The organism is Methylobacterium sp. WL9 (assembly GCF_008040035.1).
In the GTDB taxonomy this organism is placed as follows: domain Bacteria; phylum Pseudomonadota; class Alphaproteobacteria; order Rhizobiales; family Beijerinckiaceae; genus Methylobacterium; species Methylobacterium thuringiense.
In genome coordinates, this window is record NZ_VRVE01000011.1 from 33,628 (window position 1) to 48,127 (window position 14,500).

Below are 14,500 nucleotides of genomic sequence, written 5' to 3' on the forward strand. Positions count from 1 at the left end.
GTGCAATGGCCGAGGCGGCGCGGCGGACGGGATACGGTCACGGCTCTGACGTCGTGCGGCGTCTGATCGCGCGGCCGATCCGCATGCGGGCAACGCCGGCCGTCAGGACGGTCATGCCCGATCTCGAACCGGCACAACCTGCCGCGATCACCCCGGGCATCGACGAGACCGATGCTCCTCCCTCGGACATCGCGCGGCTGCGCACCGAGATGATGCTTCTGAAGGCCGTGCTCATGGCCGAGCGCCGCGAGAATGCCAGCCTGCGAGCCTGCGTCGGCTTCGACGATGCCGATCAGACGCTTGGAGACGAAGCGCGTGCCGTTCGCGATCGCTGGGCGACCCTGGTCGACAGGCTGCTGCATCCCTCCGCCTGACCCGATCGACACGCGTCCAACGTCATTCATCGAAGCGGGAGACGGCCATGAGCGCCCGTTGCTCACTCGTCGTCAACGGCAAGTCGGTGCGTGTCTCCACGGGAGACACTCCGGTCGACGCTGCCGTGACAGACGGCATGATCACACCGATGCAAGGGCTTCACGGAACGGCGATGTCCGGCCAGGGCGCCGCGCCATCCGGGCGCCGGGCAGAGCCGCGCGGCTTCCGGCCCGAGCCGATGCGGCTTACCCTGCCGGCCGCAAACCCGATGCACGCCCCCGGCGAGCCGGAGCCGGCCGCGGACTCCGTCAAGCGCAGCGGCAGCATCACCGAGATCAGCAGGCTTTGCCCGGGCGTGGTCGAGGCGATCGTGACGCTTGCCAACCCCCTCCCCTTCCAGCCGGGACATCAGGTCGTGCTGACCATGGCCGGATGGCATCCCGTCACGCTGACGCCGTCGTTGCGCGTGGACGGCGCCGCGGAACTCAACGAACTGGTCTTCCATATCGGCTGTGAAGCCGGCGTGGTCGGAGGCTCGTTTGCCGGTGAGCTCGAACTCGGCAAGCCGGTCAGCGTGAAGGGGCCGGTAGGTCGCGGGCAATACCGGCCCGGCGGCGGCCGTTTGGTGCTGGTCGCCGACGAGGCGGGTTTCGCAGGTATCTGGGCCATCGCCCGGGCGGCCCGCTACATCGAGCCGGCCCGCGAGCAGACCCTCGTCGTCGGCGCACGCGATCCGCTCGACCTCTACATGCAGCCGGCACTCGACTGGCTGAGGGCCACCGGCGTGGCGCGCATCGTCACGGTCGCCGACCGAAACCGGCAGCGCCCGCCGGACGTGAAGCCCGGCCCGCTCACCGCCCATATCCCGATGCTGCGTGCCAACGACGCGGTCCATGTCTCGGGCCGCGCCGCGACTGTCGGCGCCGTCGAAGTACTCGCCGCGAGCGTCGGCGCGCGCTGCTACACCATCCCGCTCGACCCGACGCTCTGACAAGAAAGGCCCGCGGCGACGGATCGCGGCGGGCCCTTTGGTCGGACAGCGTTGTGGTCAGGCGACCTTCACCCGCCAGATCTCCGCCGCATATTCGCGCATCGAGCGGTCCGATGAGAACCACGCCATACGCGCGGTGTTCAAGATCGCCGCACGCCACCAGGTTGCCGGACGCTTCCAGGCGGCGTCGATCTCCCGCTGAACCCGCCAATAGTCATCGAAGTCGACGGTGATCAGGTAGGGATCGTGATAGCGCACGCCGTCGACCAGCGAGCCGAAGCGGCCCCGCTCGTCCGGTGAGAACATCCCCGATCCGATGGCATCGAGCGCCTTGGCGAGCCGCGGCGATGCTGCGATCGCCCGCTGTGCATAGGCATGCTCGGTGACGCGTGCCTGCACGCCAGCGGCGTCGAGGCCGAAGATGAAGATGTTGTCCGCGCCGACATGGTCCCGGATCTCGATGTTGGCCCCGTCGAGCGTGCCGACGGTCAGTGCGCCGTTTAGCGCCAGCTTCATGTTGCCGGTGCCCGAGGCCTCCATGCCGGCGGTCGAAATCTGCTCGGAAAGGTCGGCCGCGGGAATGATCGCTTCGGCTAGGCTCACCGAGTAGTTCGGCAGGAAGACCAACTTGAGCCGGCCGGCGACGTCGGGATCGTCGTTGATCGTGCGGGCGATGTCGTTCGCCAGCTTGATGATGAGCTTGGCCTGGACGTAGCTCGGCGCCGCCTTGCCGCCGAAAATTTTGACCCGCGGGGTCCAGTCCTTGTGCGGAGCCTCCTTGATCGCCTGATAGAGCGCGACCGTCTCGATCAGGTTCAGGAGCTGGCGCTTGTATTCGTGGATGCGCTTGATCTGGACATCGAACAGGGCCGACGGATCGACCGAGATGCCGGTACGCTCGACGATGACCTGCGCGAGTTTACGCTTCTTGGCACGCCGAACGGCCGCATAGCGTTTGCGGAAATCCGGATCATCGGCGTAGTCGGTGAGGCCGATGAGCAACTCGGGATCGTCGAGGACGCCCTCGCCGACCGTCTCCACGGCCAGGGCCGTCAACTCGGGATTGGCGTTGTGCAGCCAGCGGCGGAAGGTGATGCCGTTGGTCTTGTTGACGATTTTTTCCGGTTCCAGATCGTGGAGCGGCTTGAACAGCGTTGATTTCAGCAACTCGCTATGCAGGGCCGAGACGCCGTTGACGCGACGGGAGCCGTGAAAGGCGAGATGGCCCATCCGCACGCGCTTGCCGTGCGATTCGTCGATGAGCGAGACGGCGGCGACGTGGGCGGAGTCGCTCTTGCCCTGCTTCGCCTGCTCTTCGAGATGGGTCCAGTTGATCAGGTAGATGATCTGCATGTGGCGCGGCAGCAGTCGCTCCATCAGCTCGACCGGCCAAGTTTCCAGCGCCTCGGGCAGCAGCGTGTGGTTGGTGTAGCCGAGGGTGTTCGTGGTGACGTGCCAAGCGTCCTCGTAGGAGAAGTCGTGCTCCTCCATGAGGATGCGCATCAGCTCCGGCACGGCGATGGCGGGGTGGGTGTCGTTGAGCTGGATCGCGGCGTGGTCCGGCAGCGAACGCAGGTCGCCGCGCTCGTTCAGGTGCCGGCGCACGAGATCCTGCAGCGAAGCCGAGGTGAAGAAGTATTCCTGGCGCAGGCGCAATTCCTGGCCTTCGGCCGAGGAATCGCTGGGGTAAAGCACGCGCGAGATCGACTCCGCCCGGGCGCGCCCGGCCACCGCGCCGACATGGTCGCCGTGGTTGAAGCGGGCAAGCTCCACCGGAGCGTCGGCCTCGGCCTTCCAGAGACGCAGCTGGTTCACGTGCTTGCCCCGCCAGCCGACGACCGGGATGTCGTAGGCCACTGCGTTGACGGTCTCGGCAGGGTGCCAGTGGCGGCGGATTAGGTCGCCGTTCGCTGACATCGTGACATGGCCGCCGAAGCCGATCCGGTAGGTGGATTCCGGCCGCGGAAACTCCCAGGGGTTGCCCTCCTCGAGCCAGGTCTCCGGCGCCTCGCGCTGCCAGCCGTCTTCCATCGATTGGCGGAAGATGCCGTGGTCGTAGCGGATGCCGTATCCGATCGCCGGGATCGACAGGCTCGCCATGCTCTCCATGAAGCAGGCGGCGAGGCGGCCGAGGCCGCCATTGCCGAGCGCGGCGTCGGGTTCGGCCTCCTCGACCTCGGTCAACTCGACGCCGAGATCCTTCAGGGCCGCCTTGGTGGTCTCGACGAGGCGCAGATTGTTCATCGCGTCCGACAGCAGCCGGCCGATCAGGAATTCGAGAGAGAGGTAATAGACCCGCTTCTCCGGGACCTTGCCGCCGGTTCCCTCGTGGCAGGCGTCGATGACGCGGTCGCGAAGCGCCAAGGCGGTTGCCGCGAACCAGTCGCGATCGCGGGCACTCTCGGGTGTCTTGCCGAGCGCGTAGACGAGCTTTGCCCGGATCGCCTCGCGCAGCTCGACGACGGAATCGCCGTTGAAGAGCTTTTCCTTGGCGAGTGCCCGCGTCGCCGCGGAATCCTTCGCAAACTTGGCGGAGGACGACGCGGACGCGTCCGCACCGCCCGTCGGCTCATGGCCGGCCTGAGCTTCGTTCAGCATCGTCAAGTCCCCCTTCGTCGCCGCCGGAGCGCGATCGGATTCCGGATGCCTCACGCGCTTCTGTCGACGGTGGTCGGCTCCAGAGTTCTGGTCCGGCATGGTGTGTCCAGCTTCGTGGTTCTGTCGAGACGTCGTCATAGTACAACCCTGCACTACAGGCGCTGTGCCCGCCCATCTGTGTCTCAGTCGACACAGACCGCAACCCGCCACCGACGAATTGACCTTGCCGGCGCACGTTTGAACGCTTTCTGCACGGACGGGCCAGCGGCATCGCTCCGATCGTACGTGGTGAAAGCTCGGCGCAAGCCTTTTGATTCGGCGGCTCGCCTCGGCCGCCTACACCGGCTAAGCCTGAGCCGTGCAGTCTCAGGATTCGGCAGGGAGTCTCGCATGTCCGGCACGGTCTGGTGGAAGAGCGGGACCGTTTATCAGATCTATCCGCGCTCGTTCCAAGATAGCGACGGAAACGGTGTCGGTGATCTGCGCGGGATTACGCAACGGCTCGACTATCTCGCCTGGCTCGGCGTCGACGCGATCTGGATCTCGCCGTTCTACACTTCGCCGATGGCGGATTTCGGCTACGACGTCTCGGATTATTGCGGCGTCGATCCGTTGTTCGGCACGCTCCACGATTTCGACGAGCTCATCGCGGAGGCCCATCGGCGCAAGCTGAGGGTCATCCTCGACTTTGTGCCGAACCACTCGTCGATCGCCCACCCGTGGTTCGCCGAGAGCCGCGCATCGCGAAACAGCCCGAGGCGGGACTGGTACATCTGGCGCGATCCGGCACCGGACGGCGGCCCACCCAACAACTGGCTCTCGAATTTCGGCGGCCCGGCTTGGACCTGCGATGCGGCGACCGGGCAGTACTACTACCATGCCTTCCTGCCCGAGCAGCCCGACCTGAACTGGCGCAACCCGGACGTCAGGGCGGCGATGCACGACGTGCTGCGTTTCTGGCTGAAGCGCGGCGTCGACGGTTTCCGAGTCGACGTGATCTGGCACCTGATCAAGGACGAGGGGTTTCGCGACAATCCGCTTAATCCGGCCTTCGTGCCGGACCTGCCCGAGATCAACCGCTTCGAGCAGATCTATTCCTGCGACCGGCCGGAGGTGTTCGACATCATCGCCGGGATGCGGGCGGTGCTGCGCGAGCACGGCGAGCGCGTGCTGATCGGCGAGATCTACCTGCCGATCGAGCGGCTCGTCGCCTATTACGGCGACGACCTCACCGGCGCCGACCTGCCCTTCAACTTCCAGCTTCTCAGCACGGCATGGGAAGCGGAGTCGGTGGCGGCCCTCGTGGAGGAGTACGAGGCGGCCTTGCCCGTGGGCGGCTGGCCGAACTGGGTGCTCGGCAACCACGACCGGCCCCGCATCACCGACCGCGTCGGCGAGGCGCAGGCCCGGATCGCCGCAATGCTGCTGCTGACGCTGCGCGGCACGCCGACGCTCTATTACGGCGATGAGATCGGCCTCGCGAATGTGGTGATTCCGCCCGACCGGGTGCAGGACCCCTGGGAGTTGAACGAGCCAGGCCACGGTCGCGACCCGGAGCGCACCCCGATGCAATGGGACGATACGCTCCATGCCGGCTTCTCGACAGTCGAGCCCTGGCTGCCGCTCAGCACGGATGCCGCCCGGCGCAACATCGACGAGATGCGCGACGATTCCGGCTCGATCCTGACGTTGCACCGCCGCCTGCTCCACCTGCGGCGCGACCACGCCGCGCTCTCGGTCGGCGGCTATCGCACCGTCTCATCGGCTGCAGAATTGCGTGAAGGTCTGTTCGTCTACGAGCGTTTCGAGGGCGATGTGACGGTGCGGATCGTGCTCAACTTCGGCGACTGCGAGCGGCGGCTGATGCTGCCGGCCGGCACGACCTGGGCCGTGCTGCTATCGAGCCGATCGGGACGCTCGGGCGCAAGCGAAGCCGGCGAACTAAACATCGCTCCCAACGAAGGCGTGATCCTGATGCCGCACATAGAGATCTGATCGCAAAAAATGCTGCGGTGCGAGAGACGTGGCAGATTCGTTAACCTAGAAGATGGCCTGGATTGTGCAACGCAACGAGTCCGTTGCAACACGGGACCGTTCGCATGCCGACGCCTGGGCTCGACCACGAGACAGTCAGCCAGACCCCCATCGAGATCGGCCGGCCGCCGGTCTCGGGTGGCAACTCGCCCGTTGCCGTTCCCACCTACCGCACATCGCTCGCGCCCCGGGTTCTGTTCGCGACGCCGGAGATGGCGGATTTCGTGAAGACGGGTGGGCTCGGCGAAGTCGCCGGCGCCCTGCCCCGTGCCCTGCGCAAGCACCACGACGTCCGGGTGCTGATTCCCGGCTACCGGCAGGTGGTGGAGAGCTGCGGCGACATCGCGGTGGTCGCGCATCTGCCGGGCTTCGCCGACGTGCCGCCGTGCAATCTCGGCTTCGTCGAGACCGCGGACGGCCTCGGCATCTATATCCTGCTGTCGGCCGACCTGTACGACCGCGACGGTTCACCTTACGGCAACGCCGCAGGCGATTTCCACGACAACGATCTGCGCTTCGCCCGCCTAAGTCTCGCTGCCGCGGAGTTGGCGCGTGGAGCCGATCCGGCCTGGTCCGCCGATCTCCTGCACCTCAACGACTGGCAGACGGCGCTGGCGCCGGCCTATCTCGCATGGCGTGGAGCGCGTACGCCGAGCGTGCTCACCATCCACAATCTCGCCTATCAGGGCCTGTTTCCCCGCGAGACCGTGCATCGGCTCGGGCTGCCGGAGGACGCCTTCCGCGTGGACGGGGTCGAGTTCTACGGACAGCTCTCGTTCCTGAAGGCCGGGCTCTACTACGCTTCACAGGTCACCACGGTCAGCGAGACCTACGCCCGCGAGATCACCACTCCGGAATCGGGTTGCGGCATGGACGGACTGCTGCGCACCCGCGCCGCGCAAGGCCAGCTTGCCGGCATCCTCAACGGCATCGACGAGAGCTGGGACCCGCGTGTCGACCCACATCTCGCCGCCCGCTTCGAGGCCGGCGACTGGAAGGGCAAGTCGGCGAATGCCGAGGCCGTGCGGCAGGGCTTCGGCCTCGCCGTCTCGCGCGGCCCGCTCTTCGCCATCGTCTCGCGGCTCGTGCACCAGAAGGGCATCGACCTCAGCCTCGACGCTGCCCGCACGATCCTATCCGAGGGCGGACAGTTGGTGGTGATGGGCCAGGGCGAGGGTCATTTCGAGGAGGCACTCCGCGGCCTCGCCGAGCGCAATCCGGGCCAAGTCGGGGTCCATATTGGTTTCAGCGAAGAAAACGCCCGGCGCGTCTTCGCAGGAAGCGATTTCCTGCTGATGCCATCCCGCTTCGAGCCCTGCGGGCTGGCGCAGCTCTATGCCCAGCGCTTCGGCTCGCTGCCGATCGTCCACCGCACCGGCGGGCTCGCCGATACCGTCGAGGATGAGGTGACCGGTTTCAGCTTCGGCGAAGCGTCCGTGGGCGGCCTCACCCAGGCCGTGCGGCGGGCGATCGACGCCTTCGGCCGCAAGAAGCGACTGAATGCCATGCGGCATACGGCGATGTCGCGCGATCGTGGGTGGAACGGCGCGGCGCTCGATTACAGTGCACTGTATGCGCGAGCCTTCGGCAACAATGCACCGCGGCGTTGGCAGGCTGCTTAAGTCATTCTGAGCAGTATGACCGTTTGGTGACTTGAACGCTCTTTGACGACTCATTGCCGCATGTGGTCTCTTGAAAGGGTCGCGACGTCCGAGGAGGCGTCGATCCTGCCGACATCACATGCGAGACCGACATGCGCTTTTCCAAGTACGGCTGGGCGCTGTGCGTGATGATCGCGACCTGTGTTGCCGTGTCGGCAGAAACTGCGCCGCCGATCGCCGATGCGCTGGCGAATATCACCGTGCTCGTGCGGCCCGGACGGGTCGGCTACGTCACCGTCTGGGACGGCAACAAGTACGTCCAATGCCGTCGCGTGCCTGATGATTCTCTGCACTGCGAAGCGGGCGGTGTGACCATGCAGCCATCCCTTGCGGCGGTTCTCGATCCCAACCGCCTCCAAATGCTTGGTAATCTTGGCTGGTCTCTCGATCGCAGCTTCGGGAACTACATCCGAACATTTCCGGCGCCGATGTCGTACGCGGTGGTCGCCGAACAGATCCTCGAAGTGCTGACTCGAGCTTACGAGGCCAATCCCACCGACCTGGAAATCAATACGGATTGGATTGCAGACATACCTTGCCCTCCACGAAACGGGCCTTCACAGAATCTTGCCGGTTCCGTCAACGACGCCCCGGCCATGCGAGCATTCTCCATTCGGACCTGTGAGTTCAAAGCCGAGCCACCTCCTCTCAAGGCGGAGACGCGCGAAGATGTGCTGGCGCAGTATGGAGGGATCGTCGCGGCCGAACTTCAGCGCCTCCGCATCAATGCAAAGCGCCGGGTCTATACCGTCTTTGATGTTGGGATCGGATACATACAGTGCGCGCCGAAATCTCCGATGCGCATTCTGTTTTGCGAGGCGCAATCGGCTGAAAGCTGGCCGGCGCTTGCCGTCGTGCTGACACCGCAGCGCGTCGCGAGGCTTCAGGCCGCGGGGTTTGCCGCACCGGGCCGATCCCCCAACTATTGGAGAGATTATCACCTCGATGAGATGTCAGACGCCGATCTCGCGAAGGAACTGCTGTCGCTTCTTGGTGATGTTTATGGATATTCCGGCTCGACCCGATTGATGATCAAGACCGAGCAGTTTTGAAACTTGGAATTGGGGTCGCGCTCGCGGACCTGCGAAAGCGACCCCCCGTAGTCGAAATTTCTTTCTCTACTGTAGTGCTCAACTCTCTCTGACCAAGATCAGAGTCCCGAGCGGCGGCAGCTTCAGGCTCAGCGAGTGCGCTTGGCCGTGGCTCGGAACGGCCTCGGCGTGGAGGCCGCCCATGTTGCCGACGTTCGAGCCGCCGTAGCGCTCGGAATCGGAGTTTATCGCCTCACGATAGAAGCCGCCGGCCGGCACGCCGACGCGGTAGCCGTCGCGCGGGACGGGCGTGAAGTTCGACACGACGATCGCGATCTCGCCTTCGTTCTGGCCTTTCCGAGCCCAGGCGATGACGCTGTTGTCCTGATCGTCCGCAACCAGCCACTGGAAGCCCTCCGGCTCGAAGTCGCGCGAATACAGCGCGGGCGTCGCCCGGTAGACGTGGTTGAGATCGTGGATCAGATCCTTCACGCCATTGTGGAGGCCGTCTTCGAGCAGATGCCAGTCGAGGGACTGGTTGTGGTTCCACTCCTTCTCCTGAGCGAATTCGCCGCCCATGAAGAGCAGCTTCTTGCCGGGATGCCCCCACATGAAGCCGAAATAGGCGCGCAGGTTCGCGAACTTCTGCCAGCGGTCGCCGGGCATCTTGCCGAGCAGCGAACCCTTCCCGTGCACGACCTCGTCGTGTGACAGCGGCAGCACGAAGTTTTCGCTGAAGGCGTAGAGCAGCCCGAAGGTCAGGTTGTGATGGTGGTAGCGGCGGTGGATCGGATCCTCGCTGATGAACTTCAGCGTGTCGTGCATCCACCCCATGTTCCACTTGAAGCCGAAGCCGAGGCCGCCGGTGTAGGTCGGGTGCGAGACGCCCGGCCAGGACGTCGACTCCTCGGCGACCGTGATCGTGCCGGGCGCGTGGCTGTAGGTCGCCTCGTTGGTCTTGCGCAGGAAGTTGATGGCGTCGAGATTCTCATTGCCGCCGTACTGGTTCGGCACCCATTCGCCGGCGCGGCGCGAGTAGTCGAGGTAGAGCATCGATGCGACGGCATCCACGCGCAGGCCGTCGAGGTGGTAGTGCTCCAGCCAGAACCGGCCGTTGGCGGCGAGGAAGGACGAGACCTCCGAGCGGCCGAAATTGTAGATGTAGGTTCCCCAGTCCTGGTGGAAGCCCTGGCGCGGGTCGGCATGCTCATAGAGATGCGTTCCGTCGAACATCCCGTGCGCGTGGGCATCGAGCGGGAAGTGGCCGGGCACCCAATCGAGCAGGACGCCGATACCGGCTTCGTGCGCGGTGTTCACGAACGCGACGAATTCGTCCGGCGTGCCGAAGCGGCTCGACGGCGCGAACAGCGAGACCGCCTGATAGCCCCATGAGCCGTCGAACGGGAATTCCGTGATCGGCAGCATCTCGATATGCGTGAAGCCAAGTTCCTTTACGTAGGGGATCAGCCGCTCGCCGAGTTCCTTGTAGGTCAGGTAACGGTTGCCCTCCTCGGGCACCCGCATCCATGAGCCGAGATGGACCTCGTAGATCGAGATCGCGACATGGCGCGGATCGCGTTCGCCACGCGAAGCCATCCAGGCCTTGTCATGCCAGACCGGCTCGTGTCCGCCCTGCAGGACGGACGCTGTCTCCGGCGGATGCTGGGCGCGGAAGGCGACCGGGTCGGCCTTGAGCGGCAGCAGCGCACCGTCGGGGCCGCGGATCTCGTACTTGTAGGTCTGGCCGGATTTCAGCCCAGGAACAAACAGCTCCCAGACCCCGCCGCTCTGCCAGAGCCGCATCGGGTGGCGGCGGCCGTCCCACTCGTTGAAGTCGCCGACCACGCTGACCTTGCGCGCATTCGGCGCCCAGACGGCGAAACGATAGCCGTCGATGCCGTCCTGCTTGCGCTCGTGCGCGCCGAGCACCTTGTAGGTGACGTTCGAGCCGATCTCGCGCAGCGCCTCGATGTCGTGCGCCTCCAGCGTCGTGCCGAAGCCGTAGGGATCGAAACGACGGCGCTCGCTGCCATCCCACTGCTCGACCGCGATCTCGTAGAGCGGCCGGCCCTGGCTCTCGACGGTGGCGACGAAAAAGCCCTCGGGATGCGCCTTCTCGAACGGCACGCGCTGCCCGCCGACGAGCAGCGTCGCACCCTTGGCCTCCGGCAGGATCGCTCGGACCTCCCAACGGCCCTCGCTCACCTGATGAGGGCCGAGCACCGCGAAGGGATCGCCATGATCGGCCCCCATCATGGCGGCGATCGCATCGTGATGCAGCGTCGTCGCGCGCGAGGGCGACGACGCCTTCGGCGTCACCGAACCCGACTGTGCCGCGCCGGTCCGCGAGCCGAGGTCACGGGACGCTCCATCCGCAACCGGGGTGCTGGTCACCGGGGTGGCAGCCTTCGTTGCGAGCTTCTCGTCCGCATCCGTCATTCAGTGGGGTCTTCCCTTAGCTTCGCTTGGCTTCGTCTAGAATGTTGAGAACCCCGCGTGCCGGGATTTCGATCCAGTCCGGACGGTTGTTGATCTCGTAGTCGACTTCGTAGAGCGCCTTGGCGATGAGGCTCAGACGCAGCAGTTGTTCGAAGGTCGAACCGTCCGCGACCGCGGCGCGGCTGCCGGCGACGGCACTTGCGTAGCCTTCGAGGAAGGCCGCATCGATCATGCCACGCCAGGCGATGGCTGCGTTCCGGGCCCGCTCCTCGCTGTCGCCGAAGCGAGCCGCGATCTCGCGCACCACAGTCTCGGCGCCGTAGGCGAACGACCGCAGCATGCCGGCGACGTCCCGCAACGGCGTCGACTTCGCCCGCCGCACGTCCACCGGACGCGACGGCTCGCCCTCGAAGTCGATGAAGATGAGGTCGCCCTCGGAGGCCAGTACCTGCCCGAGATGGAAGTCGCCGTGAATGCGGGTCTTGTAGGCCCCGATCGGTGGGCGCTCGGATAGCTGTTCGATGAGCGCTTCGACCTCGGCGCGACGTCCCGCCAGCGCCTGGCTCGCGGAGCCGGGCGCCCAGGCCGCGACGGCGGCCAAGCCGGTGAAGGCGCGCTTCGCCTGCGCATGCGCATCCGCGACGAGCGTCGCCAGATCGTCCTCGCCGAACGGCTCGGCCGCGAAGGCCGGGTCGTCGGTTTCGATGGCAAAAGCCTTGTGCAGCTCGGCCGTGCGGCGCCCCAGCAGCTCCGCCCAGCGGCGATGATCCTTGAACGCCTCTTCGGGGCTCGGTGCCTCGCTCTCCGGAACGAGAACCAGGATGTCGAAGTCCCGGCGCAGGCCTTCCAGCATCAGAGTCCAGGCATCACCCTGGTTGCGCACGAAGCCCTGCAGCACGGCGAGCGCCGTGCGCGTTCCGTCGGCCTCGACGTGTTCGAGGGTGCCGAGCAGCTGCGGCGTGTTCGGGAAATGCGCCTGCTCGGTGAGGAAGCGGCCGACCTCGACTTCCGGGTGCGTGCCGGTCTGCAGACGGCGCAGGATCTTCAGCATAGCCTTCGAGCCGAGGGCGATTGAGGTGTTGCTCTGCTCTGCCGAGAGGCGGCGGACGTCACCGGGCTCGAACGTGACCTCATGGTCGTAGGCCTCGGTCGTCGCGAAGACGAGCTTGCCGCGCTCGGTCGGGATCTCGCGACCCTCGCGCATGCCATCCACGATGCAAATCGGGAAATCCGAGGATGCGACCGCGCCATAGAGCAGGCCGGTGCGCGGACCGCGCCGGACGCGTGCCACGGCGTGTTCGAGAAGCGTCTCGTCCTCGCGGCCCTCGTCGACGCCGACCGGCACGAAATAATCGTGCGTGTCGCCGTTCGAGAGCTGGATCTTCAGACGCGGCAACAGGAAGCGCGGCTCGCCGCCGACTTCGAGGGTCGCGCAGTCGGTGACCTGCACGCTCTTGATCCGCGAACCCTTGGCACCGAACCAGCGGCGGGTGGCCAGGAACGGCGGGATCACGGTGCGCTCGAAGGCCGTGCGCTCGCGGCCCGCCATCAGGCTCTCGACGCCGCCGGTGAGGACGAGCGTGAACAGCTCGGGCGTCAGCGGCTGCGGGCCGATCTGGCCGGTGTCGGAATAGCTGAGCGAGAACCAGTAGAAGCCATAGGCCGGCAGCGTCAGCAGGTAGGGCAGATCGCCGATCGCCGGGAACTCGGAGCCGCCGGTCAACTCGACGGGGATCGCGCCGCGCAGGTCCGACAGGTCGAGCTGCACAGCCTGGGGTGCGCGCGACAGGTTCGCGACGCAGAGGATGCGCTCGTCCTCGAACTCACGGAGCCACGCCAGAACCTTGCGGTTCGACGGGTAGAGAAACTGGATCGTGCCGCGACCGAGCGCGGTCGAGTTGTTGCGGATCGCGATCATGCGCCGCGTCCAGTTCAGCAGGCTGGTCTGGGCCTGCGTCTGGGCTTCCACGTTGATCGCGTCGAAACCGTAGATCGGGTCTTGGATCGACGGCAGAAACAGCTTCTGCGGATTGGCGCGGGAGAAGCCGCCGTTGCGGTCCGGAGACCACTGCATCGGCGTACGCACGCCGTCGCGGTCGCCGAGATAGATGTTGTCGCCCATGCCGATCTCGTCGCCATAGTAGAGCACCGGCGTGCCGGGCATCGACAGGACGAGGGACTTCATCAGCTCGATCTTGCGCCGGTCGTTCTCCAAGAGCGGCGCGAGGCGGCGGCGGATGCCGAGATTGATGCGGGCACGGCGCTCGGCCGCGTAGAATGACCAGAGGTAATCACGCTCCTCGGCCGTCACCATTTCGAGCGTCAGCTCGTCGTGGTTGCGCAAGAAGATGGCCCATTGGCAGCCGTCCGGGATCTCCGGCGTCTGACGCATGATGTCGGTGATCGGGTGCCGGTCCTCGCGGGCGATCGCCATGTACATCCGCGGCATCAGCGGGAAGTGGAACGCCATGTGGCATTCGTCGCCGTCGCCGAAATACTGCGCGGTCTCCTCCGGCCACTGATTGGCCTCGGCCAGCAGCATGCGGTCCGGGTAGCTCTCGTCCAGTGCCGCGCGGATCGCCTTGATGACCGAGTGGGTCTCCGGCAGGTTCTCGCAATTCGTGCCGTCGCGCTCGATCAGGTAGGGGATCGCGTCGAGGCGCAGCCCGTCGACGCCCATGTCGAGCCAGTAGCGCATCGTCTCGATGACGGCTTCCAGCACCTTCGGGTTGTCGAAGTTCAGGTCCGGCTGGTGGCTGTAGAAGCGGTGCCAGAAATATTGCTTGGCGACCGGATCCCAGGTCCAGTTAGACGTCTCGGTGTCGAGGAAGATGATGCGCGTGTCGGAATACGGCGTGTCGGTGTCCGACCAGACATAGAAGTCGCGCTCGGGGCTGCCGGGAGGCGCCTCGCGGGCGGCCTGGAACCAGGGATGCTGGTCCGAGGTGTGGTTGATGACGAGCTCGGTGATGACCCGCAAACCGCGCTCGTGCGCCGCCGCGACGAACCGCTGGAAGTCCTCCATCGTCCCGTAGGACGGGTTGACCTCGCGATAGTCGGCGATGTCGTAGCCGTCGTCGCGGAGCGGCGAGGGATAAAACGGCATCACCCAGATCGCGGTGACGCCGAGGTCACGCACGTAATCGAGCTTCTGCGTCAGGCCCTCGAAATCACCGATACCGTCATTCGTCGAGTCGAAGAACGACTTGACGTGAATCTGGTAGATAATGGCATCGCGGTACCATTGGGGATCGCTGCGATCGATCATCGCGTCGCTGCCTCAGTCTCGGTTCGGGAGCATTTCTGACGACCTTGGGGCCCGGATCGAGATCCGGGCACGAAGGCGGCGAGCGCGGTTCTGACCGCTGATC

Annotated in this window: 8 protein-coding genes; 5 read left to right on the forward strand and 3 right to left on the reverse strand. The window is 65.8% G+C overall.

Going from position 1 to position 14,500, the window contains the following annotated elements; translation table 11 throughout:
- Positions 1-5: 5 nt before the first annotated feature.
- Positions 6-374: a hypothetical protein gene (locus FV217_RS06610; RefSeq protein WP_147816224.1), complete on the forward strand. Its 369-nt coding sequence runs from the start codon at positions 6-8 to the stop codon at positions 372-374.
- Between the two features lie 47 nt (positions 375-421).
- A complete protein-coding gene (locus FV217_RS06615; protein WP_147816226.1) occupies positions 422-1,366 on the forward strand; it encodes a ferredoxin--NAD(+) reductase in 945 nt (314 codons plus the stop codon).
- Positions 1,367-1,423: 57 nt separating this feature from the next.
- Here the strand turns inward: FV217_RS06615 and FV217_RS06620 are convergent, their stop codons facing one another.
- Positions 1,424-3,964, reverse strand: a complete 2,541-nt coding sequence (locus tag FV217_RS06620) for a glycogen/starch/alpha-glucan phosphorylase (protein WP_147816228.1) — start codon at positions 3,962-3,964, stop codon at positions 1,424-1,426.
- Between the two features lie 390 nt (positions 3,965-4,354).
- Here FV217_RS06620 and FV217_RS06625 point away from each other — a divergent pair, with 390 nt between their 5' ends.
- From FV217_RS06625 to FV217_RS06635, 3 genes are all read left to right on the forward strand, one after another.
- A complete protein-coding gene (locus tag FV217_RS06625) occupies positions 4,355-5,959 on the forward strand; it encodes an alpha-amylase family glycosyl hydrolase (RefSeq protein WP_147816230.1) in 1,605 nt (534 codons plus the stop codon).
- Between the two features lie 104 nt (positions 5,960-6,063).
- Positions 6,064-7,620 carry a glycogen synthase GlgA gene (gene glgA, locus FV217_RS06630; protein ID WP_147816231.1) on the forward strand — a complete coding sequence of 519 codons (1,557 nt, stop codon included), beginning with the start codon at positions 6,064-6,066 and terminating at the stop codon, positions 7,618-7,620.
- A 131-nt stretch (positions 7,621-7,751) separates the two neighbouring features.
- Positions 7,752-8,711, forward strand: a complete 960-nt coding sequence (locus FV217_RS06635; protein WP_246682729.1) for a hypothetical protein — start codon at positions 7,752-7,754, stop codon at positions 8,709-8,711.
- A gap of 78 nt (positions 8,712-8,789) precedes the next feature.
- On the opposite strand, the gene glgB is transcribed toward FV217_RS06635, so the two are convergent.
- Both glgB and treS read right to left on the reverse strand, forming a co-directional pair.
- Complete coding sequence (gene glgB / locus FV217_RS06640; protein WP_147816233.1) at positions 8,790-11,129, reverse strand: 1,4-alpha-glucan branching protein GlgB; 2,340 nt, start codon at positions 11,127-11,129, stop codon at positions 8,790-8,792.
- A gap of 16 nt (positions 11,130-11,145) precedes the next feature.
- Entirely contained in the window at positions 11,146-14,397 is a 3,252-nt protein-coding gene (gene treS / locus FV217_RS06645; RefSeq protein ID WP_147816235.1) for a maltose alpha-D-glucosyltransferase, read from the reverse strand.
- Between the last annotated feature and the right edge of the window lie 103 nt (positions 14,398-14,500).

What these genes read in the sequence shown, in the direction of transcription:
- FV217_RS06610 (WP_147816224.1), top strand. Translation starts at nt 6, where the DNA reads ATGGCCGAGGCGGCGCGGCGGACGGGATACGGTCACGGCTCTGACGTC.
- FV217_RS06620 (WP_147816228.1), bottom strand. Translation starts at nt 3,964, where the DNA reads ATGCTGAACGAAGCTCAGGCCGGCCATGAGCCGACGGGCGGTGCGGAC.
- treS (WP_147816235.1), bottom strand. Translation starts at nt 14,397, where the DNA reads ATGATCGATCGCAGCGATCCCCAATGGTACCGCGATGCCATTATCTAC.
- glgB (WP_147816233.1), bottom strand. Translation starts at nt 11,129, where the DNA reads ATGACGGATGCGGACGAGAAGCTCGCAACGAAGGCTGCCACCCCGGTG.
- glgA (WP_147816231.1), top strand. Translation starts at nt 6,064, where the DNA reads ATGCCGACGCCTGGGCTCGACCACGAGACAGTCAGCCAGACCCCCATC.
- FV217_RS06625 (WP_147816230.1), top strand. Translation starts at nt 4,355, where the DNA reads ATGTCCGGCACGGTCTGGTGGAAGAGCGGGACCGTTTATCAGATCTAT.
- FV217_RS06615 (WP_147816226.1), top strand. Translation starts at nt 422, where the DNA reads ATGAGCGCCCGTTGCTCACTCGTCGTCAACGGCAAGTCGGTGCGTGTC.
- FV217_RS06635 (WP_246682729.1), top strand. Translation starts at nt 7,752, where the DNA reads ATGCGCTTTTCCAAGTACGGCTGGGCGCTGTGCGTGATGATCGCGACC.